The 23,205-nt window shown below is 65.6% G+C and carries 20 protein-coding genes; 13 read left to right on the forward strand and 7 right to left on the reverse strand.

Annotation, left to right across the window (positions count from 1 at the left end; genetic code table 11):
* Positions 1–197 precede the first annotated feature (197 nt).
* Positions 198–629, forward strand: coding sequence for a hypothetical protein (locus AC1VNY_RS23915; protein ID WP_482407013.1), 432 nt, complete (start codon positions 198–200; stop codon positions 627–629).
* A 17-nt stretch (positions 630–646) separates the two neighbouring features.
* Here AC1VNY_RS23915 and AC1VNY_RS23920 read toward each other — a convergent pair whose 3' ends face one another.
* Positions 647–1,738, reverse strand: coding sequence for a mandelate racemase/muconate lactonizing enzyme family protein (locus AC1VNY_RS23920; RefSeq protein WP_482407014.1), 1,092 nt, complete (start codon positions 1,736–1,738; stop codon positions 647–649).
* A gap of 148 nt (positions 1,739–1,886) precedes the next feature.
* Between AC1VNY_RS23920 and AC1VNY_RS23925 the strand changes: the two genes are divergently transcribed.
* Together AC1VNY_RS23925 and AC1VNY_RS23930 are read left to right on the forward strand one after the other, a co-directional pair.
* Complete coding sequence (locus AC1VNY_RS23925; protein WP_482407015.1) at positions 1,887–3,245, forward strand: metallophosphoesterase family protein; 1,359 nt, start codon at positions 1,887–1,889, stop codon at positions 3,243–3,245.
* A 179-nt stretch (positions 3,246–3,424) separates the two neighbouring features.
* On the forward strand, positions 3,425–3,775 hold the full coding sequence (locus tag AC1VNY_RS23930) for a hypothetical protein (protein WP_482407016.1): 351 nt from the start codon (positions 3,425–3,427) through the stop codon (positions 3,773–3,775).
* Between the two features lie 136 nt (positions 3,776–3,911).
* Here the strand turns inward: AC1VNY_RS23930 and AC1VNY_RS23935 are convergent, their stop codons facing one another.
* From AC1VNY_RS23935 to AC1VNY_RS23950, 4 genes are all read right to left on the reverse strand, one after another.
* On the reverse strand, positions 3,912–4,124 hold the full coding sequence (locus AC1VNY_RS23935; RefSeq protein ID WP_482407017.1) for a hypothetical protein: 213 nt from the start codon (positions 4,122–4,124) through the stop codon (positions 3,912–3,914).
* Between the two features lie 393 nt (positions 4,125–4,517).
* The gene (locus AC1VNY_RS23940) at positions 4,518–4,889 is read right to left on the reverse strand and encodes a response regulator transcription factor (protein ID WP_482407018.1); all 372 of its coding nucleotides are present in this window, start codon (positions 4,887–4,889) and stop codon (positions 4,518–4,520) included.
* Positions 4,886–5,752, reverse strand: coding sequence for a S1C family serine protease (locus tag AC1VNY_RS23945; protein ID WP_482407019.1), 867 nt, complete (start codon positions 5,750–5,752; stop codon positions 4,886–4,888). Before AC1VNY_RS23945 ends, AC1VNY_RS23940 begins: the two co-directional genes overlap by 4 nt.
* A 97-nt stretch (positions 5,753–5,849) precedes the next feature.
* Positions 5,850–6,878, reverse strand: coding sequence for an AraC family transcriptional regulator (locus AC1VNY_RS23950; RefSeq protein WP_482407020.1), 1,029 nt, complete (start codon positions 6,876–6,878; stop codon positions 5,850–5,852).
* A gap of 262 nt (positions 6,879–7,140) precedes the next feature.
* Between AC1VNY_RS23950 and AC1VNY_RS23955 the strand changes: the two genes are divergently transcribed.
* Both AC1VNY_RS23955 and AC1VNY_RS23960 read left to right on the forward strand, forming a co-directional pair.
* Positions 7,141–7,590 (forward strand): cupin domain-containing protein, encoded by a 450-nt coding sequence (locus AC1VNY_RS23955; RefSeq protein ID WP_482407021.1) that lies wholly within the window; start codon positions 7,141–7,143, stop codon positions 7,588–7,590.
* A gap of 123 nt (positions 7,591–7,713) precedes the next feature.
* Positions 7,714–9,207, forward strand: coding sequence for a flavin-containing monooxygenase (locus AC1VNY_RS23960; protein WP_482407022.1), 1,494 nt, complete (start codon positions 7,714–7,716; stop codon positions 9,205–9,207).
* Here the strand turns inward: AC1VNY_RS23960 and AC1VNY_RS23965 are convergent.
* Positions 9,204–9,929, reverse strand: coding sequence for an alpha/beta hydrolase (locus AC1VNY_RS23965; protein ID WP_482407023.1), 726 nt, complete (start codon positions 9,927–9,929; stop codon positions 9,204–9,206). The genes AC1VNY_RS23960 and AC1VNY_RS23965 overlap by 4 nt on opposite strands.
* 164 nt (positions 9,930–10,093) lie before the next feature.
* Here AC1VNY_RS23965 and AC1VNY_RS23970 point away from each other — a divergent pair, with 164 nt between their 5' ends.
* Entirely contained in the window at positions 10,094–11,074 is a 981-nt protein-coding gene (locus tag AC1VNY_RS23970) for a helix-turn-helix domain-containing protein (protein WP_482407024.1), read from the forward strand.
* Between the two features lie 19 nt (positions 11,075–11,093).
* Entirely contained in the window at positions 11,094–12,161 is a 1,068-nt protein-coding gene (locus AC1VNY_RS23975) for a maleylacetate reductase (RefSeq protein ID WP_482407025.1), read from the forward strand.
* A gap of 1 nt (position 12,162) precedes the next feature.
* Here the strand turns inward: AC1VNY_RS23975 and AC1VNY_RS23980 are convergent, their stop codons facing one another.
* Positions 12,163–13,617 carry a GH1 family beta-glucosidase gene (locus AC1VNY_RS23980; protein ID WP_482407026.1) on the reverse strand — a complete coding sequence of 485 codons (1,455 nt, stop codon included), beginning with the start codon at positions 13,615–13,617 and terminating at the stop codon, positions 12,163–12,165.
* Between the two features lie 249 nt (positions 13,618–13,866).
* On the opposite strand from AC1VNY_RS23980, the gene AC1VNY_RS23985 reads away from it, so the two are divergent.
* From AC1VNY_RS23985 to AC1VNY_RS24010, 6 genes are all read left to right on the forward strand, one after another.
* Entirely contained in the window at positions 13,867–16,533 is a 2,667-nt protein-coding gene (locus AC1VNY_RS23985; RefSeq protein ID WP_482407027.1) for a M1 family metallopeptidase, read from the forward strand.
* Positions 16,534–16,611: 78 nt separating this feature from the next.
* A complete protein-coding gene (locus AC1VNY_RS23990) occupies positions 16,612–18,264 on the forward strand; it encodes an acetolactate synthase large subunit (protein ID WP_482407028.1) in 1,653 nt (550 codons plus the stop codon).
* Between the two features lie 244 nt (positions 18,265–18,508).
* Positions 18,509–20,149, forward strand: a complete 1,641-nt coding sequence (pgm, locus tag AC1VNY_RS23995; protein WP_482407029.1) for a phosphoglucomutase (alpha-D-glucose-1,6-bisphosphate-dependent) — start codon at positions 18,509–18,511, stop codon at positions 20,147–20,149.
* 23 nt (positions 20,150–20,172) lie between these two features.
* On the forward strand, positions 20,173–21,129 hold the full coding sequence (locus tag AC1VNY_RS24000) for an NAD-dependent epimerase/dehydratase family protein (RefSeq protein ID WP_482407030.1): 957 nt from the start codon (positions 20,173–20,175) through the stop codon (positions 21,127–21,129).
* Positions 21,122–21,997, forward strand: a complete 876-nt coding sequence (locus AC1VNY_RS24005) for a dihydrodipicolinate synthase family protein (RefSeq protein ID WP_482407031.1) — start codon at positions 21,122–21,124, stop codon at positions 21,995–21,997. The genes AC1VNY_RS24000 and AC1VNY_RS24005 overlap by 8 nt, the downstream gene beginning before the upstream one ends.
* A 97-nt stretch (positions 21,998–22,094) precedes the next feature.
* Entirely contained in the window at positions 22,095–23,183 is a 1,089-nt protein-coding gene (locus tag AC1VNY_RS24010; RefSeq protein ID WP_482407032.1) for a S1C family serine protease, read from the forward strand.
* The last annotated feature ends 22 nt before the right edge of the window (positions 23,184–23,205 follow it).

Genomic DNA, 23,205 nt, shown 5'->3' on the forward strand with positions numbered 1-23,205 from the left:
ACTAGGGCACCTGCTCGCAGACCCGATCCGCGACTTGAGGCTATGTCTTCCAGCCTGGTTTCAACGGCGGATGTCGCCAACATGTCCAATTGTGTCTGCCCAAGGGTCCAACAGCGGAAGTTGCGAAACCGATTCACGCATAGTACTCATGCCGCAATGCCCGTTGAAGTAGAGAGGGCCGCAAGAGGGGAAGTGATATGCACCGGATACTCGCCGTAGTCAGTATCGCGATCTTCTCTTTGGTAATGACGGGTTTCGCACGCGCAGAGAAGATCTACTATCTTCACGACCCTGGCGGCAACACCGCCGCGCACATCTACAAGTACCGGCAAGTCAATGCGGAGTATGATCGCGTGGTGATCGATGGTCGCTGCAAGTCTTCTTGCACGACGGTGCTGGGGACCGTTCCCCTCAACAAGATCTGCATTACCCCGAACGGCTACTTCATGTTTCACGCTGCACATCACGGCGACCGCAGCATGAACCCCGGAGAGACCCAGCTGATGATGTCGGCCTATGCGCCCGAGGTTCGCGACTGGGTGATGCGGCACCACGCGCTCGAACAGGTGGACCCTTACACGTACCTCTACGCCAGGGATGTAAGGTTCATCCGCCACTGTAGCCGATAGCCCGAGCCAGCCGTCCCTCATCCCGCGCTGAGCCGCTCCAGGCCTTTCCAGTCGAAGGCGATGCCGTGCCCCGGGCGATCCGGCGCGATCGCCATGCCTTGCTCCAGAACCAGCGGATGCTCGATGTAGCGATCAAGGCCGAAGCCATGCGCTTCGAGATAGGATCGGTTCGGGCACGCCGCCAGCAGATGCACGGTGATGTCATGCGCGCCATGACTGGTGACGGGAGTATTGAAGGCCTCGGCGAGGCGGGCGATCTTCATGAAGCTGGTCACGCCGCCACAATTGGTGACGTCGGGCTCGGCGTAGGACAGCGCACCGCCGGCGATATAGGGCTTGAACTCCCACAGGCTGCGCAGGTTCTCGCCGGCTGCGATCGGCACGCCGCCGGTTTGCAGGATGCGCGCGTGTCCCGCGACATCGTCCGGAATGGTCGGCTCCTCGAGCCAGGTCAGGTCGAACGGTTGCAGGGCGCGCGCGGCGCGGATCGCTTCCTCGACGGTCCATTTCATGTTGGCGTCGGCCATCAGCGGAAACTCGTCGCCGAGATGGCCGCGCATCGCCTTCACGCGCGACACGTCGGACGCAAGGCTCGGCCGGCCGACCTTCATCTTGATGGCGCGAAAGCCCTTGGCCAGATTGTCGTCGGTCTGCTTCAGCAATCCATCCAGCGGCAGATCAAGATCGATGCCGCCGGCATAGCAGGGCACGCGGCGGTCGAAGCCGCCGAGCAGCCGCCACAACGGCAGCGATGCCCGCCGCGCCTTGAGGTCCCACAACGCGATGTCGAGCGCGGACAGCGCCAGCACCGCCGGCCCGCCGCGGCCGCCGTAATGCAGCGCCCACCACACCTTGTGCCAAAGCTGCTCGGTGTCGTCGGCCTCCATCCCGCGCGCGATCTCGCCGATTTCGCGGCCCAGGATATCGGCGACGGCGCCGCCATTGCGGCCGACCGTGTAGGTGTAGCCGGTGCCTTCCGCGCCGTCGGCATCGCGGGCGCGGATCGTGACGAGCTCGAACGCCTTGATCTCGCCATGCGTGCTGTCGCTCAGCACCACCGGGAGCGGGATCTTGTAGAATCCGATGCTGAAGTCCTTGAGGATGGCCACGCCGGAACTCCTTGTCATGGACGTATGCAATGCGCGGCACACGATCTCAAAAGCCCCGGCTGCCTGCAACCTTGCGCCTGCGAATGTCTGCCTTGAGCGATCAGTCTGCATTCCTCTATGATGTGGCTCGCGAGGACGTGGTCCGACCATGGATGATGCAATTCCGTCTCTGTTGCCGAGAAATTCGGGCCACCAGTTCGTGATCTATGCCGACGCCTGCTCGGGCGTTCCGGGCGCGCTGCATGAGCGCACCTTCGCGTCGGTGAACAATGTGGTGCGCCGGCTGCATCCTGCGCCGGAATTCATTCTGTTCCCCGGCGACGAGATCATCGGCCTCACCGCCGATGCCGACGCGTTGCGCGCGCAATGGCGGCATTGGCTCGAGGTCGAGATGGCGTGGCTCGATCGGGGCGCGGTGCCGCTGTGGCACACGACCGGCAACCACACCGCCTATGACGCGATGAGCGAGGCGGTGTTTCGCGAGGTGCTGAAGCTGCCGCGCAACGGCCCGCCCGGTCAGGATGGGCTGTCCTACTGGGTTCGCCGCGACGATCTCCTGATGGTGTTCGTGCACACGCTCTGGAGCGGCCTCGGCGGCGAGGGGCATGTCGAGACCGACTGGCTGCAAGCGGTCCTCGCACAGCACGAGGACGCCAGGCACAAGCTGGTGCTGGGCCATCATCCCGTGTACGCCATCAACGGCTACAGCGGCAGCTATCAGCGCGAGATCGGCCACGAATATCGCGAGCGGTTCTGGGATATCCTCGTCCGCGCCGATGTCACCGCCTATCTGTGCAGCCACATTCTCGCATTCGACGTCCAGGTTCATCGCGGTGTGCTGCAGGTCTGCACGGCGGGTGCGGGCACCGCGCACCGGATGCCCGAAGGCGTCGAGTATCTGCATTGCGTGCAAGCCGCGCTCGATCAGGATGGGTTCCGCTATCAGGTGCTCGATACCGAAGGTGTGGTGCGCGAGCAGCTCACATGGCCGCTGCCATCGCTGGACCAGGCCGAGTGGTCGCCGCTGCCGCGCGGGACCAGCCCTGCACCGCTGTCGGGGACATTGGCGCCCGCGACGGTGATCGCGTTGAAACTGTCGGGCCGCACCGCCGCGGGAACTGCCGCGCCACAAACGCTACTCTGCACGCCCGCGCCCGGCGTGATCGCACCGCTCTGGCTGGGCTTGCGCGGACCGAACCAGACGCTCACCTTGATCCTCGGACGTGAGCGTGGACGCAGTCCCTATTACTGGATCGGTCCCGATCTCGGCGCCAACAGCGATTTCGACCTCGACATCGCCTTCTACCCGGACATGGGACCGGGCGGCGTGCTGTGGCGACGCAGCGGTGACACGCGCTGGACGTCGTGGGCGGCGATATCGGCAACGGGGCTCGAGCGGTTCTCATGGCCGGCGGTCTGGAAGGTCGGGCGCGGCGAGGGTGGGCCGGATGACAAGCGCTACGCCGGACCACGGCTTGAGATCGCTATTTCCGTCATCGCATTGTAGTCAGTCGCGCCCGGATCGACGCACTGGATGTCGACGCTGCGGCTGAGCGGGCTTCGACGCCCGCATTGCGGTCGCATTGGCTCCAATGAATGGCCACGGAAAAATCAGACGCCGGCCAAACTTCGCGCGTAGGTTTTATCGCTTGCTGACCCGGATAAGGACTCGGAAAGGAATCGACCATGCGCAATCTCACTGCATTCGTCACTGTTGCCGCGCTCGCCCTCGGAACGCCCGCCTTGGTGCAAGCACAAGGCGCACAACCCAAGGCGCCGCCGCAGGCATCTGATCAGTCCACTGTCATCCGCAGCATACAGGTCGTCGACATCAAGGACCTCAAGCCCGAGATGCGATCGAAGGTCGAGGATGCCATCGCAAAGACAAAGGAGGACGACATCCAGTCGCTTCGGAAGTCGATTGACGCGACACCGCAGGCGGTATCCGCGCTCAAGGCCAAGGGCCTGACTTCGTCGCAGGTCGTCGCCATCAACATCGCCGACGGCGTCCTGACGATGTTCGCCAAAACAGCCTGACAAGGTTCGAATGTCGGCATCGGTGGTTGTACCTCCCCGCGGCCACCAATGCCAACAACTCCCGCAGCCGGTGCTGCGGGAGTTTTCATTTCTCATGGGCGCGGTACGTCCAATGGACTTTCACCGGGGAGAGTGATCAGTCAAGCTCGTTGGGCCTGGTACGTTCCGCGCGTTTCAATTCGCGATCGATCAGCGTGCAGACGCGCCGCCGCGCCAGCAGGTCGAGCCGCGCGCGCGTGGTGCCTTGCTTGGTCTTGCCGTTGATGTCGAACGACCAACCCCAGAGGTCGGGTTCGATGTTGGTGAGTGTGTATTGAATATCCCGATGACGACCGATCAGCTTCTTCATGCCGTTTCTTCTTGTTGGCTGAAGATTGCATAGCCAGATCGTGAAGGCGTCTGTATCCGGTCGAATACTGAGCCGGGTGTCCGCAGGGCGGAATTTTTCCCAATCACTGATGTCGCTGTGCAGTGGCTGCGTGCAACTGACGAGTGCGCATGAAGATTCGCCGTCGTCCTGGCGAAGGCCAGGACCCATTACCCCAAGTGCGCATTGTTGCGCGACGCTGGGGCCACGATCTCGTTCATGTCAAATGCGGTGGCTATGGGTCATGGCTTTCGCCAGGACGACAATGATGAGTCCCGCCTGCAATATCTGCCGCGGCGTATGAGTCCTTGCTTTTGCAGGGACGACGGGTGGAGAGATCTCAGCTCAGCGTCACTACAACAACAATCCCGCCCCTCACAAATTTATCACCCCGCGCCGCGCGGCATGGGCGACGGCGTCGGTGCGGCCGGTGGCGTCGAGCTTGTCGAGCAGCGAGCCGACATGAAACTTGGCGGTGTGGACGGAAATTCCGAGCCGCTGTGCGATCATCTTGTTGGATGCGCCTTCGGCCAGCAGCGCCAGCACGTCGAGCTCGCGCGGCGTCAGCTCGAAGTCGCCGGCGCCTGCCTCGCGGTTGCGTGCGACGACCGCCGCCGTGGCCTGTTCGCCCGGCGCGGCGAGCCGCAGGCCGGCGACGCTGCCGAGCAGGGTCGCCAGCCGATCGGCGAGGACGGCGTCGTCGACCTCGAGCGCGATGACGATGTCGTTGGCCGGCTCACCGCTCACGTCTCGGGCCTCTCGCCGACCGTCACCTTGAAGTTCAGCGGCTCGCCGCCGCGATGCACGGTGAGCTCGACCACCGTGCCGACGCTCTGCGGTCCGAGGCCGCGCGACAGCGCCCGCACGCCGGACAGCTTCTCGCCATTCACGGCAATGATCACGTCGCCCTGCCGGACGCCGGCCGCGGCCGAGGGGCCGGCCTTGTCGACATTCATCACCATCGCGCCGAGGCCGTCGTCGAGACGGACCGGCTGCAAGCCGACGCCAAGATATCCGCGCGCGATGCGGCCGCTCTTCTCGAGCTGCGTTGCGACCCGCTCGATGGTCGTAGCCGGGATCGTCAGCACGCGGCGCGGGCCGAGCACGGCCATGCCGAACGGCTCGCCCGCGGCATTCAGCGCGAGGCCGCCCTGCTGGCTGTGCCGCAGCCGGACGTCGAGCTCGATCCGTGCATCGATTTCGCCGCCGCGCAGGCTGCGCCAGCCCGGACCCGACAGTGCGACCATGCCGAGCCGCGCGGTCGGCGCGCCGCGGTCGGCGGCGACGATCACCGCGAGCGATCCCAGCGCAGGGCTCCCGGTCGAGAGCTTGACGGGGCCGGTGTCGCCATCGACGCGCAGCAGCGCGATGTCGGTGGTGTGGTCGCGTCCGACGACGGTCGCCTGCTTGCGGCTGCCGTCGGCGAACTGGATTTCGATCTCGCCCTCGTCGGCCAGCGCTTCGTCGGCGGTGACGACGAGACTCGTCTTCCAGACAAAGCCGGAGGCGCGCGCGCGATGCGAATGCACGGAGACGATTGCGGGCGCAGCGCGCGCAATGGTCTCCGCAAGGGCTGATGACAGCGAGGACAGGACATTCGGTTCGGTCATGGGAAACTCCGTTGGCTTCCCTCAATCTGGGATGTCGCGGCTGACGGCGATACTGGCCGGATGGGCAGGGCGTGGCCGAGCCGCCCGGAACTGCCGCTCAGCTCAACCGCTGCAGGGTCGCCTTCGGGCTCTCGCCGAACTTGGCGCGGTAGGCGCTCGCCATCCGGCTCAGATGGGTAAAGCCGAGGTCGAATGCAATATCGACGATGCGTTCGCCCGGCCGCGCCGTCTTGAGGCGGGCGTTGAGATGGGCGAGGCGGATGTCGAGCAGCATCTCGGACACAGTGGTGCCGAAGTGACGGCGGAAGCCGAGTTGCAATGCGCGGATGCCCGTGCCCGCGATCTCCGCAAGCTCGGCGAGGTCCAGCGGTTCGGTCGCCCGGCTCTCCAGATAGGCGCGCACGCGCTTCAAGGCGGCCGGCTGGGCCTCAGTGCGGCCGTTGAAGACATCGATCGCCGAACTCAGGCTGTGCCGCTGCCCGTTGAGCAGGACATTGAGAAACGACTCGCGCCAATCGGCCGCCGCGACCGCCGACAAGGTCTTGCGCGGCCCGAACTGCTCGGCGGCCGTGACAAGATGCTCGATCCGGGCCGAGAGCGTCTGCCCGAGCGGCCCGCTCAGCGCGACGGCCGGATCGAACTCGATCGGCCTCACCGCCAGGCCGCCAAGCGCCGCGGCGCGATGCTCGACCAGCTTGCGGTCGAGCAGCAAAATCAGCTGGGCGCAGTCACCGCGCCAGGTCATCTCGGTCGGAATGGTCGGTGACAGCAGCGAGGCGGTGTGCCGTGGTCCGGTGGTGAGCTCGCGCGCGGCGGTCCGCACCGAGGCCGAGCCGGACAACGGCATCTGCAACAGGAAGAAGCGGTCGAGGCAGCCGGGATTGATCGCGACCGATCCGCCATAGGCGACATAGTTGACGGAGAAGCCGTCGAAGTCGGCGCAATTGTGATGCGCGGAGAAATCGCTCGCGGAATGATCGACCGGCGTCAGATCGTGCGGGCAGAAGATGCGGCCGATCGCTTCGGCCGCGTCATCGACGCGCGCCGTCGCGACGCGTGCGAAATCCGTCAGCCTTGCGCTTGGAGAATTTGCGCTTGTCGAAACCTCGTTGCCAACAGCAGTCACGCCGGCCGTCCGGAGTTGTTTGAGGTCTAAAACATCATGCAGCCTAGAGCATCCCGCGGCAAAGGGGAACGCCGTTTCGTCGCGCAAACTGCCCGATCGACAGTCAGGACGATGCGGCGGCATTGGGCAGCAGCCGGCCGGCGCCGCGCTCCCGCATTGCAGCATGAGGTGCCGGGTGCGGATTCGTTTATCGGCTAGACAGCCTCACCGGCCGGCGACAGGCTCCGTGCCGGCAATGCGCATCAAAACTGGAGAGGCTGACATGGGCACGCTCGAAAAAGGCATTACCCGAACCGGCACCGGCTACGGTGGCAAGACCTGGAATATCCTGGGCCAGGTCTACTATCCGAAGGCGATCACCGACTCGACCTTCGCGTTCGAGACCAACAGCGACCCCGGCCAGTTCGTGCCGGTGCACATCCACCCGACCCAGGACGAGTTCATCCTGGTGCAGGAGGGCGTGCTCGACCTCAAGCTCGACGGCGTCTGGGTGCAGGCCAAGGCCGGCGACCTCGTGCGCATGCCGCGCGGCATCCCGCACGGCTATTTCAACAAGTCGGACAAGCCGGCGCGGGCGCTGTTCTGGGTGTCGCCGATACAGAAGCTCGAAGCGCTGTTCGAGAAGCTGCACAATCTGCAGGACCCTGCCGAGGTGGTGCGTATCTCCGCCGAGCACGAGGTGGATTTTCTGCCGCCGGAAGCCAACGACTAGCCGGCGGCCAAACAGACAATACGCGCGCGCGCGAGGTAGCAATCGCCGGAGCTGGCTCCGGCGATGACGGGGACGCGTGCGCTTAACGAAATTGGACCTGTTCATTCAATTCGGAGCGGTTTCATGGTCAAGCAGAAGCATGTGTGCGTCATCGGCGCCGGCATTTCCGGGCTTGCCGCCGGCAAGGCCTTTGCCGGTCGCGGCCACAAGGTGACCATCATCGAGCGCAGCGGCGATCTCGGCGGGGTTTGGGAGCCGGCGCGCTCCTATCCCGACGTCCAGACCCAGAGCCCGAAGGAGCTCTATCGCTACACCGACAAGGCGATGCCGGAGGCCTATCCGGAATGGCCGAAGGGTCCGCAGGTCCATGCTTACTTGCGCGACTACGCCCGCAGCCACGGGCTCGACGGCGCGATGCGGTTCGACACCAATGTCGAAGGCATGAAGCGCCGTGCCGACGGCAGGCCGGGCTGGACGCTGGCGCTGCGCTCGACCGACGGCGCCACCGGCCACGAGGATTTCGACTTCGTCGCGGTCTGCACCGGGCAGTTCAACGAGCCGCAGACCTTGCCGCTGGCCGGCGCGGACGGCTTCAAGGCGCAGGGCGGGCAGATCCTGCATTCGTCGCAATACAGCGATCCAGCGCTTGCCAAGGGCCGCAAGGTGGTGGTGCTCGGCGGCTCCAAATCGGCGACCGACATCGCGGTGAATGCGGTCAATTCCGGCGCCAGCGAAGTCACCATCGTGTTTCGCGAGCCGGTCTGGCGGATTCCCTATTTCGTCGGCGGCCTCGTCAACTTCAAGCGCATCCTCTACATCCGCGCCCAGGAGCAGATGTTTGCGAGCTGGGGCATCGGGCCGATGGCACGCCTCGCGCATGTCGTCGCCAAGCCGTTCGTGTGGGCGAACTGGCGCGGGCTCGAGAGCATGCTGAAGATGCAGCTCAAGCTGAAGCAATGCGGCATGGTGCCGAAGGAGCGGATCGAGGACGGCGTCAATTGCTCGGTGCCGATCGCAACCCCCGGCTTCTATCCGATGGTCGCCGACGGCCGGATCAAGGCGGTGCGCGGCACCTTCGACCATTACGACGGCAAGACCATCGTGATGAGCGGCGGCCAGCGCGTCGCGGCCGATGTCGCGGTGCTGGCGATCGGCTACAAGCTCGGCGTGCCGTTCCTGCCCGAGGAGTATCAGAACAAGCTGGTCGAGCCCGACGGGCAGTACCGGCTGTACCGGCTGATCGCCAATCCCGATCTGCCCGACATGGGCTTTGTCGGTTTCAATTCGAGCTTCTGCACCGTGCTGTGCGCCGATCTCGCCGCGAACTGGCTGGTGCGCTACGCCGACGGCCAGCTGGCACGGCAGCCGAGCGCGGCCGAGATGAATAGCAACATCGCGATGATGCTGAACTTCAAGCGCGTCGAGCGTCCGGCAGCGGGCGTCTATGGCGGGCTGTGCGTCGCGCCCTACCACTTCAAGCATTTCGACGAGCTGCTGGCCGACATCGGCACCAAGGCGTCGCGCCGCAACCCGCTCGTCGAAAAGTTCACGCCGCCGGACGCGGACGCCTATGCCCGCTTCCTCGCGACCGCGCCGGCATACAGGGCGGTGGCCTAATCGCGGCCGGCGTCGAGGAAGGCCTGCGCCAGGCGCTCGGGATTGGAGAAGCACAGCTCGTGGCTGCCCGGCACCTGGACCAGGCGGAACAGCCCGAGCTTCTCCGACAACCGCGGATGCCAGGACAGGCTGTGCGGCATCGCGGTGTCCTCGGTGCAGTTCACGTAGGACTTTGCGATGGGCATCTCGGCCGGATTGGTGCGCAGCGCGATCTTGTCCTGGAAGGTCTTCAACGGGTGCGGATTGAGCTTGTCATAGGCACGCTGCGCCGTCTCGAGGTCGGCGTCGTTGATGAAGGCCTCGCGCCAGATCGGGAATGGTAGCACCACCGAGCCGTCGCCGCGCTCGGCGTGAATGGCGTCGAACAGGCCGCGATAGTGCGGCGGCACCATGTCGTTGAGGCACTCGCCGTTGTTTGGCACGAACGCGTTCCAGTAGACCAGGCGGCGGATGCGGTCCGCGGCGGCGTCGGCGACGCCGGTGATGACCATGCCGCCATAGCTGTGGCCGACCAGCACGATGTTCTTGAGGTCATGCTCGGCGAGGTAATCCACGATCGACTGTATCGCCTCGGCAAGGCCGGAATCCTTCCGGTCGCCGGGCCGGTTGCCTTTGATGGTCGGCGTGTGGACGACATGGCCGGCCTTGCGGATCGCAGCCGCAACCGGTTCAAACTCGGCGCCGGTATGCCAGGCGCCATGGACGAGAACATAGGTCGACATGTTGTACCTCCCTGTCTGGTTTGGTTAGATCGATTGCCGCGTCCGAACGGCCCGGATACGCGCAAGTTTCATCCGCTTCCTGATGGATATTGACCTGGATATTGACCTGGACCCGCGGAACGCGCTTGGCTGTGAGCGAACCGGACTGGGCTCGGAGTGAACTGATGCAGCAAATCGCCGCCGCGGATCGCTCGCGCAGGCTGAGCTGGAATACCGCGGACACGAGGCCCGGCGAGCAGTTTGCCTATTACCGCGAGGCGATCTGCCAGGCCTTCATGAACCTGACGCCGGAGCCGCCGGCGACGCCGGGCTTCCTCGCCCGGGTCGAGACCGTTGGACTCGGCGATGGCGCGGTCAACCGGGTCAGCTTCCCGGAGCATGTCGTGCGGCGCTCCGCTGCCGACATCGCCGCGTCAGGCCGGCGCTGTTACTACCTCAATCTGAAGCTCGCCGGCCGCTGCCGGATCCAGCAGGCGGGACGCGAGATCAGCCTGTCGCCGGGGCAGGTCGGAATCTTCGACAGCGGCCAGCGCTTCGCGCTGCTGCACGACCGCGGCCCGGCGCTGCAGGTGGCCTCGTTCTGGGTGCCGGCCGAGGCGCTGGATGAACGGCTGCCGTCGGCGCCCGGGGCCGCGCCGGCGCGGGTCTCGGATGATCCCTTCGTCGGCCATCTCATCACCGAGACGGCGCAGGTCCTGAACACATCCGCGCTCCGTGCTTCGGATGCGGACAACGCGCGGCTGTTCGGCGTGCTACTCGATCTGGTCGCGCTCAGCCTGTCGCGCAGCGGCCGCGCAGGCGTTGCCGAGAGCGCCGGTCTTGCCGATGCGACGTGGCTTGCGCTGCGCCGCGCCGTGGACCGCAGGCTGCGCGAGCCCGGGCTCGGCGTTGCCGCCATTGCGGCTGCGATCGGTATCAGCGAGCGCTATGTCCACAAGCTGTTCGAGCGCGCCGGCACGACATTCGCCAGCCATGTGATGGACCGCCGCCTCGACGGCGCGGCGCGCGATCTGAGGGACCCCGCGATCGCCGGGCGCGCGATCGGCGACATCGCGTTCGATTGGGGCTTCTCCGACCTGTCGCATTTCACGCGGCGCTTCAGGCACCGCTTCGGCTGCACGCCGCGCGACTGGCGCCGCGGCTGACCAACGCTTGGAAATCGCCATGGCGCAGCCGTTCACCTACCAGGTCAGCCCGATGCGGGTCGTGTTCGGGATCGGCACGGTCGCGCAGCTGGCGGCCGAGCTCGACCGGCTCGGCATCAGCCGCGTGCTGGTGCTGGCGAGCCGGCGGCAGCAGGCCGAGCTCGGCGATCTCGCCGACCTGACCGGCGGCCGTGTGGCCGGATTGTTCGACGGCGCGGTGGTGCACACGCCGGTCGCGGTGACCGAACGTGCGATGGAGATCGTCCGCGAGCTCAAGCCGGACGGCGTGGTTGCGATCGGTGCCGGCGCCGCGACCGGCCTCAGCAAGGCGATTGCGCTGCGCACCGACCTGCCGCAACTGATCGTGCCGACCAGCTATGCCGGATCCGAGATGACGCCGGTGCTCGGCGAGACCGTCGACGGCGTCAAGACCACGCAATCATCGCCGAAGATCCTGCCCGAGGCCGTGATCTACGACGTCAGCCTGACCGTCTCGATGCCGGCCAAATTCTCCGCGATCTCCGGCCTCAACGCCATCGCGCATGCGGCCGAGGCGCTCTACGCGCGGGACGGCAACCCGATCACCTCGCTGATGGCGGAGGAGGCGATTGCGAAGCTTGCCTCGTCGCTGCCCGACGTGATCGCGCGGCCGCGCGATCTCGAGGCGCGCTCCGACGCGCTCTATGGCGCGTGGCTGTGCGCGGTCTGCCTCGGCACCGTCGGCATGGCGCTGCATCACAAGCTCTGCCACGCCGTCGGCGCGCTGTTCGACCTGCCGCATGCCGAGACCCATGCGGTGCTGCTGCCGCATACCATCGCCTACAACACGCCGGCCGCGCGCGATTCAGTCGGCCGCGCGGCGAGGGCGCTTGGAGCGGCTGACGCCGCCGACGGCCTGTTCGATCTGTCGGCAAGGCTCGGCGCGCCGCGCTCGCTCGCCGAGATCGGCATGCCCGAAGACGGCATCGCAAAGGCCGCCGCGCTCGCCATCAAAAACCCTTACTGGAATCCGCGGCCGATCGAGGAGAGCGGCGTCCGCGACCTGCTGAAGCGCGCGTGGTCCGGCGCGCGCCCGCAGGCCGGATAGATCAAACCCCGATCGCGTTGCGCGCGATCACGTCGCGGTAGAATGCCGCGCTCAATTTCGGCACCCGCGCCTGGGTCTCGAAATCCACCCGGTAGAGGCCGAAGCGCTTCTCGTAGCCGAAGATCCATTCGAAATTATCCATCAGGCTCCACAGGAAATAGCCGTGGACCGGGACGCCGTCGGCGGTCGCGCGCTGCAACTGCGCAAGGTAGTTGCGCAGGAACATGATGCGATCGAGGTCGTAGATCTGCCCGTCCGGATGCACCTTGTCCTCGCCGGACGTGCCGTTCTCGCTGATATAGATGCTCTTGATGTTCCACAGCTTGGCGGCAATCCGCGGCGCCCAGTAGATCACCTCGGGCGCGATCCGCAGCCATTCCGAGCTCATATGCGGGAAGGAAGCCGGCATCGGCAGCGGCTTCCAGCCGGGCGCATTATCGGTCGCGAGGATGTAGCATTGCGGCGCGTAGATGTTCAGCCCGACGAAATCATTGGGCTGTGCGATGATCTTCAACTCGTCCGCGGTGAATTTGGGCGCGTCCGCGCCGGCATATTGCAGGAAGCCTTCGGTGTACTTGCCTTCGAGGACGACGCCGAGAAAACCTGCGTTGAGCTCGCGGGTCGCGATCTCGGTGGCGCGGATGTTCTCCGGCGTGTTGAAGGCGGGCACGCAGGCGGTGATGTTCTCGGCCGGCCCGACCCGCGTGCCGGCACGGCCTTTGGCGCGGATCGCCTGCACCGCAAGTCCATGCGCCAGCGCGACGTGGTGGCGCGCCTGGTTCACCTCGCCCGCCGGCAGCTTCAGCCCGGGGGCGTCGACGCCGAGCGCATAGCCGAACGGCAGGAAACGCCCGACCTCGTTGAGGGTGAAGACGTTCTTTACGCGGTCGGTCAGTCGCTGCGCCACGTAGCCGGCATAGTCGCCGAATGCCTTCGAGGTGTCGCGCGAGCGCCAGCCGCCGACACGGTCCTGCAACGCCTGCGGCAGATCCCAGTGATAGAGCGTGGCGTAGGGCTCGATGCCGTTTGCAAGCAACTCGTCGACCAGGCGGTTGTAGAAGTCGAGGCCCTTCGGGTTCGGCGCCCCGGTGCCGTCGGGAAACACCCGCGGCCAGGCGATCGAGAAGCGATAGGCCCTGGCGCCGAGTTCCTTGATAAGGCGGACATCCTCCTTGTAGCGGTGATAGTGGTCGTTGGCGCGGTCGCCGGTCGAGCCGTCCTCGATCTTGCCCGATGTATGGGTGAATGTGTCCCAGATCGACGGGCCGCGTCCGTCCTCATTGACCGCACCCTCGACCTGGTAGGACGAGGTCGCGGTGCCCCAGACGAAGCCCGTGGGAAAGGTCGTGCCGTCCGGCCGCGACGCACGGTTTGCAGCCTCGGCGGGGCCGGTCAAGCCGAGCGCCGAGAGGCCTGCGAGGCCCGCAAACTGCCGGCGCGAGAACTTTCCGAACATTGTAGTCTCCCGTCGCGGACGTTGCCGCTGGAATGCGAGCCGTACGTTAACCTTCCATCCCGCCGTTGAGCAACAAGGGTCAGCAGGCCAAAGCGCCGTGGCGAGCGGCGCACCAATCAATGCGAAGCATTGTGACGCCAATGTCGCGGAGTTGTCAGTTTTGTGGCGACATTTTCTCTACTAGATTGCCTGCTACGTCCTTCCGCAATGACATCCGAATATCCCCGAGATCCCCGTGAGCTGCGCGCGATGAACAAGCCTGCAACCCATGTCCGAAGGGCGCTGCTGCGGCGTCTTGCCACTGCGATCGGCTTGGCTTTGGCGATGGCCGCAAGCGCGCAGGCCGAGCAGACATTTTCGTTCGACCACACGCCCGGAAAGCTCGCGAAGACGGTCGTCCCGTTGCATTACGCGATCGAGCTGACGCCTGACATCGCCAGCCTCGCTCTGCCTGGGGTGGAGACCGTCGACATCGAGGTGCGCGAGGCGACCGCGCAGCTGACGCTGAACGCGGTCAACACGACATTCGCAGAGGTTACGATCGATGACGGCGCGCAGCGCGCGGAGGTCGCGACCGACGCCACCGCGCAGACCGCAACGCTGACCTTCGCCAAGCCGCTTGCGGCCGGCCGCCACAAGCTGCGCATCGCCTTCACGGCGCAGATCAATAAATTTGGCACCGGCCTGTTCTCGGTCGACTACCCGAACAGGACCGGGATCAAGCGGATGATCTCCAGCAAGCTGGAGCCGGCCGATGCAAGGCGGATCTTCCCGTGCTGGGATGAGCCGTCGTTCAAGGCGAGCTTCGCGCTGACCGTCGTCATTCCGCGCAATCTGCTCGCGGTCGGCAACATGTCCGTGACGGGAGAAGAGCCGGTCGCCGGCGATCTTAAGAAGGTTACGTTCGCGCCGACGCCGAAGATGTCGAGCTATCTGTTCGTGCTCACGGTCGGCGAACTCGAGCGCGTCACAGCGGATGCCGGCGGCGTCACGGTCGGCGTGGTGACGACGGAGGGCAAGGGCGGGCAGGGCCGGTTCGCGCTCGACAGCGCGGTGAAGCTGCTCGCCTATTACAACGACTATTTCGGCGTGAAGTATCCTCTGCCGAAGCTCGACCTGATCGCCGTTCCCGGCGGGTTCGGCGGCGCGATGGAGAACTGGGGCGGCATCACGTTCTTCGAGAGCCGGCTGCTGTTCGATCCCGCGACCTCTGCGGAGACCGCGCGGCGCGGCATCTTCGCCATCATCGCGCACGAGATGGCGCATATGTGGTTCGGCGATCTCGTCACGATGGCGTGGTGGGACAATCTCTGGCTCAACGAGGGCTTTGCCAGCTGGATGGCAACCAAGGCCTCGGAGCAGTTCTATCCAGAGTGGCAGGGCTGGCTGAACGGCTACGGCGCGAAGCAGTTCGCCATGACGCTCGATGCGCGGCGCACCTCGCATCCGGTCCAGCAGCCGATTGCCGATCACAGTGAAGCGGTCACGGCATTCGACGCCATTACCTACAACAAGGGGCAGGCGCTGATCCGCATGCTCGAGAACTATCTCGGCGAACAGGCGTTCCGCGACGGCATACGCAAATACATGGCCGCGCATGCCTACAGCAACGCGACGACCGCTGATCTCTGGCAGGCGCTCGAGAGTACCGGCGGCAAGAGCATCACCGGCATCGCCACCTCGTTCACCGAGCAGGACGGCGTGCCGCTGGTCGTGGCCGAGGCGGACTGTGTTGGCGCCGCGCAGCACCTGACCTTGCGGCGGGATCGCTTCGTGATCGCGCCAGCCAACAATCCGCCGCTGCCGGCCCGCAACTGGCAGATCCCGGTCGCGGTCGGACCGGCGCATGGCAAGCCGTTTGACGAGATATTGCTGAAGGGGAGCACCAATATCCCGGCCGGCGCCTGCGGCGATGCGATCAAGGTCAATCTCGGCGACGTCGGCTACTACAGGGTCGAGTACGGCCCGAAGAACCGTGCGGCGTTGCTGAATGCATTCCCGCAAATGCAGGTCGCCGACCGTCTCAATGTCGTCACCGACAGCTGGGCGCTGGTGCAGGCGGGCCGCGCGGAGGCGCCATCCTATCTCGCGCTGCTTGACGCACTCGATGCCGGTGACCATCGCGCGGTGTGGGACCAGGTGATCTCGACATTCGCCGCGCTGAACCGTCTGTCGCGCGGCCGCACCGAGCGGCCGGTGATCCAGGCCTATGCCCGCGCCAAGCTGCGCCCGGTGTTCGATCGGATCGGATGGGACGGCGCGGGTTCAGGCGACGATGACACTGCGTTGTTGCGTGCAAGCCTGATCTCGACGCTTGGCGACCTCGGGGATGCGGCTATTGTGGCGGAAGCGAAGCGGCGCTTTGCGGCATTCGTCGATGATCCCAATTCGCTTCCGACCGCATTGCGCGATGCCGTCACGCATGTTGTCGGTGTGACTGCCGATCGGGCGACCTACGACCAACTGCTGGCGCTGGCGCGCAACAGCACGGCGACCAATGAACGGCTGCGCTATTATCTCGCGGCGGCAAGTGCCCGCGATGCCGAAATGGCGCGGGCGACGCTGGCGTTGACGCTGACCAATGAATTGCCCGACACGATCGTGACGGGGATGATCAACGCGGTTGCGTCCTCAGGCGAGCAGCCGCAGCTCGCCTGGAACTTCGTCAGGACCAATTTCGATACGTTGCTGGCAAGGCAGGGACCGAACTTCCGCGACCAGTTCGTGCCGAACTTCATGACCAATTTTACCGATGAGGACCACGCGGCGGAACTCGCCGCGTTTGCTCCGTCGCAATCAACCACCGGCGGACGAGTGATGGTGGCGCGATCCGTGCAGGCGATCGCAATTTCAGCCGATCTTGCCGCGCGCGTGTTGCCCGCGGCCGACGGGTGGATCAGGGCGCACAAGCCGTGAGATCGCGAGGGAGTTTCCGGCAGCGCGCGATGCGGCTATGCTCCATGCGCGGCATGCAATCAACGATGCGAGGCTGAGATGGTCAAAGGTTCCGATTTGCTGGTCGCGGCCCTCGAGAATGAGGGCGTGGAGCGGGTGTTCGGCGTCCCCGGCGAGGAGAATCTCGACGTCGTCGAGAGCCTGCGCAAATCCTCGATCAAACTGATCGTCACGCGCCACGAGCAGGCCGCGGCGTTCATGGCGGCGACCTATGGCCGGCTGACCGGAAAGCCCGGCGTCTGCATGACGACGCTCGGCCCCGGCGCGCTCAACCTGACCACCGGCGCCGCCTATGCGCTGCTCGGCGCGATGCCGATGGTGATGCTGACCGGCCAGAAGGGCATCCTGAGCAGCCGGCAGGCCAAGTTCCAGATCGTCGACATCATCAACACGTTCCGCCCGCTGACCAAATTGTCGCTGCAGATCGTCAGCGGCGCGACCATTCCGACGCTGGTCCGTGACGCCTTCCGCATTGCGACGCAGGAACGGCCGGGGCCGGTGCTGCTCGAACTGCCGGAAGACATCGCAGGCGACGAGACGACGCCGGTCGAAATGATACCGCCGCATCCGATCGAGATTCCGATCGCGCACGCCGCCGCGCTCGACCGCGCCGCTGACATGATCCTGAAGGCACAGCGCCCGCTGATCATGCTTGGTGCGGCGGCATCGCGTCCGCGTTCGACTGCCGGGATCGGCGACTTCGTGCGGCGCACGAAGATCCCGTTCTTCACGACACAGATGGGCAAGGGCACTGTATCCGGCGGCACCAATCAGTATATGGGGACCGCCGCGCTGAGCGAGCGCGACTACGTGCACGAGGCGATCGATCGCGCCGACCTCATCATTGCGATCGGTCATGACACGGTCGAGAAGCCGCCCTTCATCATGGGCCCGAAGGGCCCGCAGGTGATCCATGTCAGCTACATGCCGGCAACGGTCGAGCAGGTCTATTTCCCGCAATGCGAGGTGATCGGCGACGTCGGTCCGAGCCTTAAGCTGCTGGCCGATCGGGTCGAGGGAAAGCTGCCGCATGCCAGCGCGCTGCTCAGCCTGCGCCAGGGTATTCTGGCGAAGATCACCGATCGCGCCACCGAGGGCCGCTGGCCGCCGACGCCACAGCGCATCGTGCACGATGTGCGGCAGGTCATTCCGGAGGACGGCATCGTCGCGCTTGACAACGGCATGTACAAGATCTGGTTCGCGCGCAACTACCGCACGCTGCTCGCCAACTCGCTGCTGCTCGACAACGCCCTCGCGACCATGGGCGCCGGCCTGCCGTCGGCGATGATGGCGGCGATGCTGTATCCGAACAACCGCGTGCTCGCGGTGTGCGGCGACGGCGGCTTCATGATGAACTCGCAGGAGCTCGAGACCGCCGTCCGCCTCAAGCTCAATCTGGTGATCCTGATCCTGGAGGATTCCGCCTACGGCATGATCCGCTGGAAGCAGGCGGTCGATCAGTTCCCGGATTTCGGCCTTACCTTTGGCAATCCGGATTTCGTCAAATACGCTGAAAGCTACGGCGCCAAGGGTTCGCGGATCGCGAGCACGGATGCGATCGTCCCGACCCTGGAACGGGCCTTCTCCGGCGGCGGCGTGCACCTCGTCGTGGTGCCGATCGACTATACCGAGAACAAGCGGGTGCTGGTCGACGAATTGCGCGAGAAGGTGCAGCAGATCGATGTGTCGTAGAGCATGATCCGGACCCGAAGGGCAGCGTTAGCGCAAAGTGCGAAGCGGTTTTCCCTTGCGACAAACGCAAAGCGTTTGCGCGGAGATCATGCTCAAACAAGAAGCTGAAGCATGGCTGCGGTGGGCAAGGAACGAAAAGCCCTCGGCTTGATTGAACGTAAGCCGCCATGGTAGCACGCCAAGATGTCACGCAATGGCATCACCATTGCGCAGATTGTCGGCGATACCAGATCTGAGAGGTCACGTGACTGCACCAAATCCTGCCGCCGGAAAACCCATCGATCCCGCCTCGCTCGCCAATGTGCCGCGGCTGGTCACGGCCTATTTTGCCGGCAAGCCCGATGCCAGCGATCCCACCCAGCGGGTTGCGTTCGGTACCTCGGGCCATCGCGGCTCGTCGCTGAAGAATTCCTTCAACGAGGACCATATCCTCGCCACCACGCAAGCGATCTGTGATTACCGCCGTGAGAAAGGCCTCACCGGACCGCTGTTCATCGGCATCGACACCCATGCGCTGGCCGAGTCGGCGCTGGCCAGCGCGGTCGAGGTGTTCGCGGCGAACGGCGTCGAGATCATGATCGATGCGCAGGGCGGCTACACGCCGACGCCCGTGATCTCGCACGCGATCCTGAGCTACAACAAGGGACGCAGCACGGGCCTTGCCGACGGCGTCGTCATCACGCCGTCACACAACCCGCCGGAGGACGGCGGCTACAAATACAATCCACCGCATGGCGGCCCGGCCGACACCGACGTCACCGCCGTGGTCGAGAAGAACGCCAACCGCTATATCGAGGCCGGCCTCAAAGGCGTGACGCGGCTGCCCTATGATCGCGCGCGCAAGGCCGCGACCACGCATCTGCACGACTACATCACGCCCTATGTCGCCGATCTCGGCAACACTGTCGATCTCGCGCTGATCAAGTCCGCCGGCGTCAAGATCGGCATCGACCCGCTCGGCGGCGCGGCGGTGCACTACTGGCAGCCGATCATCGCGCGCTACGGCATCAACGCCAGCGTCGTCAATGAGGCCGTCGATCCGACCTTTCGCTTCATGACCGCGGACTGGGATGGCAAGGTCCGGATGGACTGCTCGTCGCCTTATGCGATGGCGAGCCTGATCGGGATGCGCGACCGGTTCGACGTCGCCTTCGCCAACGACACCGACGCCGACCGCCACGGCATCGTGACCCGCTCGAACGGGCTGATGAACCCGAACCACTTCCTCGCCACCGCGATCGCCTATCTGTTCGCGCACCGGCCGCAATGGAGCAAGAACGCCGCGATCGGCAAGACCATCGTGTCGAGCTCGATCATCGATCGCGTGGCGAAGAAGCTGAACCGCAAGCTGGTCGAGACGCCGGTCGGCTTCAAATGGTTCGTCGACGGGCTCGGCAGCGGCGGCTTCGGCTTTGCCGGTGAGGAGAGCGCGGGCGCTTCGTTCCTGAAGCGCGACGGCTCGGTGTGGACCACCGACAAGGACGGCATCATTCTCGGCCTCCTGGCAGCCGAGATCATCGGCAGGACTGGCCGTGATCCGAGCGAATTGTTTGGCGAGCTGACCGCCGAACTCGGCGTTCCCTATTACGAGCGCATCGATGTGGCGGCGACGCCGAAGCAGAAGAACGCGCTGAAGGCGCTCGGGCCCGAGCAGCTCAACATGACGCAGCTCGCCGGCGATGCCGTGCGCGCGGTCAGGACCAAGGCGCCGGGCAACGACCAGCCGTTCGGCGGCATCAAGGTCGAGAGCGAGGCGGGCTGGTTCGCCGCGCGTCCCTCCGGCACCGAGGATGTCTACAAGATCTACGCCGAAAGCTTCCGCGGGCCGGATCATCTGAAGGATATCCAGGGCGATGCGCAGGCCGCGATCGCCAAGGTGTTCTGAAAGGCGCGGGCCGGGCGGAATTCATGCGAATATTGTTGACCGGCTCCTCCGGCTGGCTCGGCCGTTTCCTCGCGCCGCGGCTTCGACAGGCCGGCCATGACGTGGTCGGCCTCGACGTCGTCCCGGGTGAGGCGACCGATGTCACAGGCTCGGTAGCCGAACGATCGGTGGTCGATCGCGTGTTCGCCGATCACGGCATCGAGGCCGTGATCCATTGCGGTGCGCTGCACAAGCCCGACATCGCGCGGTTCGCGCCGCAGGCCTTTGTCGACGTCAACGTCACAGGCACGCTCAATTTGCTGCAGGCGGCAGTGGCTGCCGGCCACGACCGTTTCGTCTTCACCTCGACGACCTCGCTGATGATCTCGCAGACGATCCGCGACGAGGAAGGCCATGCTGCGGTGTGGCTCGAGGAGACGACAGGACCGCTCGAGCCGCGCAACATTTACGGAGTGACAAAACTCGCCGCTGAAGGGCTGTGCCGCCTGTACAGCCGCGAGCACGGGCTGAACTGCGCGGTGCTGCGCACCAGCCGCTTCTTCCCCGAGGATGACGATACGATCCGCGACATCCATCGCGAGAACCTGAAGGCGACCGAGCTGCTGTACCGCCGCCTCACGGTCGAGGACGCCGCCGATGCCCATGTCGTGGCGCTGGACAAGATCCGCGGCTTCGAGGTCTTTGTGATCAGCGCGCCGACGCCGTTTATGCGTGGCGATGTCGCTGACCTGAAGACCGACGCAGCCGGGGTCATTGCGCGCTATTTCCCAGACGCGCCGGCGCTGTTCGCGCGGCGCGGCTGGCGCCTGCCGAGATCGATCGGCCGGATCTACGACGCCGGCAAGGCCGAACGGCTGCTCGGTTTCCGCGCTGGCACGGATTTCGCAGCGGTGCTCGGCGTCTTGCGCAGCGGCGCGCCGCTTCCCTTTGCGCACGATCCCGATTATGTCTCGCCGTCAACGAGGCTCGCAAATGGCTGATTTCCACGGCGTCTTTCCGTACCTGGTGTCCCCGGTCGACCCCGCCGGCCATGTTCGCACCGAGGTGCTGGGCCGGCTCTGCGACGATCTGGTCAAGGCCGGCGTCCACGGCTTGACGCCGCTCGGCTCGACCGGCGAGTTCGCCTATCTCAACAATGCGCAGCGCATGCAGGTGGTGGCGACCACGATCGAGGCCGCGCAGGGCCGCGTGCCGGTGGTCGCCGGCGTCGCCTCGACCTCGACGGCGGATGCGGTGGCGCAGGCCAAGGCCTACCAGAAGCGCGGCGCGAGCGGCATCCTCGCGATCCTGGAGGCCTATTTCCCGGTCGCCGATGCGCAGGTCGAATCCTATTTCCGCGCCATCGCCGATGCCGTCGACATTCCGGTCGTGATCTACACCAATCCGAATTTCCAGCGCTCCGACCTCACGCTCGACGTCATCGCGCGGCTCGCCGAGCATCCGCGCATCGGCTACATCAAGGACGCCTCGACCAACACCGGGCGGCTGCTGTCGATCATGAACCGCTGCGGCGACAGCCTGAAAGTATTCTCGGCCTCCGCCCATATTCCGGCCGCGGTGATGCTGGTCGGCGGCCACGGCTGGATGGCCGGCCCGGCCTGCATCATCCCGCGGCAGAGCGTCGAGCTCTACAATCTGTGCCGCCGCACCCGCTGGGATGAAGCGATGGCCCTGCAGCGCAAGCTGTGGCGGATCAACGAGGCGTTCGCCCGCTTCAACCTCGCCGCCTGCATCAAGGCCGGGCTCGCGAGCCAGGGCTACGACGTCGGCGATCCCGTGCCGCCGCAGGCGCCGCTCACGGCCGAGCAGCGCAAGGTGGTCGAGGCGGCGTTGCGCGATCTGGCCTGAAGCCGTCGGGGGCTGCGCGGCAAAATGCCGGGCAATCCGCCTTGGCTATGCCGGAAACCTCCGCTTGGTCAGCGCGTTTGTTGCGTGGAGCACACCAATGAATCGGCGTACCGTCCTTGTCCTGGCCGTGATCGCGGCCGTTCTGCTGATATTCGCGGCCGGCAGCATCCGTCAGGCGCCGTGGAGCGGCCCGGCTGCCCGCGCGGTCACCGAGCGCGGCGCGCTGTCGGAAGCCGAAAAGGCCAATGTCGAGATCTTCGAGAAGGTCTCGCCGTCGGTCGTACAGGTGGTGACGCAAACCGCCGCCAATCCGCTGAGCGAGGAGCAGGAAGGCGGCGCGGCGTCGGGCACCGGCATTGTCTGGGACAATGACGGCCACGTCGTCACCAACAACCATGTGGTGCAGAACGCAAGCCAGGTCGCGATCCGCTTTGCCTCCGGCGAAGCGGTACGCGCCGAGATCGTCGGCACGGCGCCGAACTACGATCTGGCCGTGCTGCGCATCCGCAGCGCGCGCAAGCTGCCGCCGTCGTTGGCGCTCGGCAGCTCGTCCGATCTGAAGGTCGGCCAGTTTGCCTATGCAATCGGCAACCCGTTCGGACTCGATCAATCGATGTCCAGCGGCATCATCAGCGCGCTCAAGCGCCGGCTGCCAACCTCGAGCGGCCGCGAGATCTCCAACGTGATCCAGACCGACACCGCGATCAATCCGGGCAATTCGGGCGGCCCGCTGCTCGATTCCGCCGGCCGGCTGATCGGCGTGACCACGGCGATCCTGTCGCCGTCGGGCTCGAATGCCGGCATCGGCTTCGCGATCCCGGTCGACATCGTCAATCGCGTGGTGCCCGAGCTGATCCGCAACGGCCGCGTGCCGACGCCGGGGATCGGCATCGTGACCGCGAATGAGGCGGTCGCCACGCGTATCGGTGCCGAAGGATTGATCGTGGTGCGCACGACACCGGGGTCGCCGGCCGAGCGCGCCGGGATACGCGGGGTCGACATGTCGACCGGTGAGCTCGGCGACGTGATCACCGAGGTCGACGGCAAGCCGGTCCACCGGCTCTCCGATCTGGCCGACCAGCTCGAGCAGATCGGGGTCGGCAAGAAAGTGCGGCTCAGCGTGAACCGCGACGGCTCGGCGCGCGATGTCGAGGTCGCCATCGTCGATATCGGCCGGGCGCAATAATGTCGTCACTGGCCTGACACGT

The sequence above is a fragment of the Bradyrhizobium ferriligni genome (assembly GCF_056837965.1).

What these genes read in the sequence shown, in the direction of transcription:
- AC1VNY_RS23960 (WP_482407022.1), top strand. Translation starts at nt 7,714, where the DNA reads ATGGTCAAGCAGAAGCATGTGTGCGTCATCGGCGCCGGCATTTCCGGG.
- AC1VNY_RS23980 (WP_482407026.1), bottom strand. Translation starts at nt 13,617, where the DNA reads ATGTTCGGAAAGTTCTCGCGCCGGCAGTTTGCGGGCCTCGCAGGCCTC.
- AC1VNY_RS23925 (WP_482407015.1), top strand. Translation starts at nt 1,887, where the DNA reads ATGGATGATGCAATTCCGTCTCTGTTGCCGAGAAATTCGGGCCACCAG.
- AC1VNY_RS24000 (WP_482407030.1), top strand. Translation starts at nt 20,173, where the DNA reads ATGCGAATATTGTTGACCGGCTCCTCCGGCTGGCTCGGCCGTTTCCTC.
- AC1VNY_RS24010 (WP_482407032.1), top strand. Translation starts at nt 22,095, where the DNA reads ATGAATCGGCGTACCGTCCTTGTCCTGGCCGTGATCGCGGCCGTTCTG.
- AC1VNY_RS23930 (WP_482407016.1), top strand. Translation starts at nt 3,425, where the DNA reads ATGCGCAATCTCACTGCATTCGTCACTGTTGCCGCGCTCGCCCTCGGA.
- AC1VNY_RS23975 (WP_482407025.1), top strand. Translation starts at nt 11,094, where the DNA reads ATGGCGCAGCCGTTCACCTACCAGGTCAGCCCGATGCGGGTCGTGTTC.
- AC1VNY_RS24005 (WP_482407031.1), top strand. Translation starts at nt 21,122, where the DNA reads ATGGCTGATTTCCACGGCGTCTTTCCGTACCTGGTGTCCCCGGTCGAC.
- AC1VNY_RS23985 (WP_482407027.1), top strand. Translation starts at nt 13,867, where the DNA reads ATGAACAAGCCTGCAACCCATGTCCGAAGGGCGCTGCTGCGGCGTCTT.
- AC1VNY_RS23955 (WP_482407021.1), top strand. Translation starts at nt 7,141, where the DNA reads ATGGGCACGCTCGAAAAAGGCATTACCCGAACCGGCACCGGCTACGGT.
- AC1VNY_RS23990 (WP_482407028.1), top strand. Translation starts at nt 16,612, where the DNA reads ATGGTCAAAGGTTCCGATTTGCTGGTCGCGGCCCTCGAGAATGAGGGC.
- AC1VNY_RS23935 (WP_482407017.1), bottom strand. Translation starts at nt 4,124, where the DNA reads ATGAAGAAGCTGATCGGTCGTCATCGGGATATTCAATACACACTCACC.
- AC1VNY_RS23945 (WP_482407019.1), bottom strand. Translation starts at nt 5,752, where the DNA reads ATGACCGAACCGAATGTCCTGTCCTCGCTGTCATCAGCCCTTGCGGAG.
- AC1VNY_RS23965 (WP_482407023.1), bottom strand. Translation starts at nt 9,929, where the DNA reads ATGTCGACCTATGTTCTCGTCCATGGCGCCTGGCATACCGGCGCCGAG.
- AC1VNY_RS23915 (WP_482407013.1), top strand. Translation starts at nt 198, where the DNA reads ATGCACCGGATACTCGCCGTAGTCAGTATCGCGATCTTCTCTTTGGTA.
- AC1VNY_RS23970 (WP_482407024.1), top strand. Translation starts at nt 10,094, where the DNA reads ATGCAGCAAATCGCCGCCGCGGATCGCTCGCGCAGGCTGAGCTGGAAT.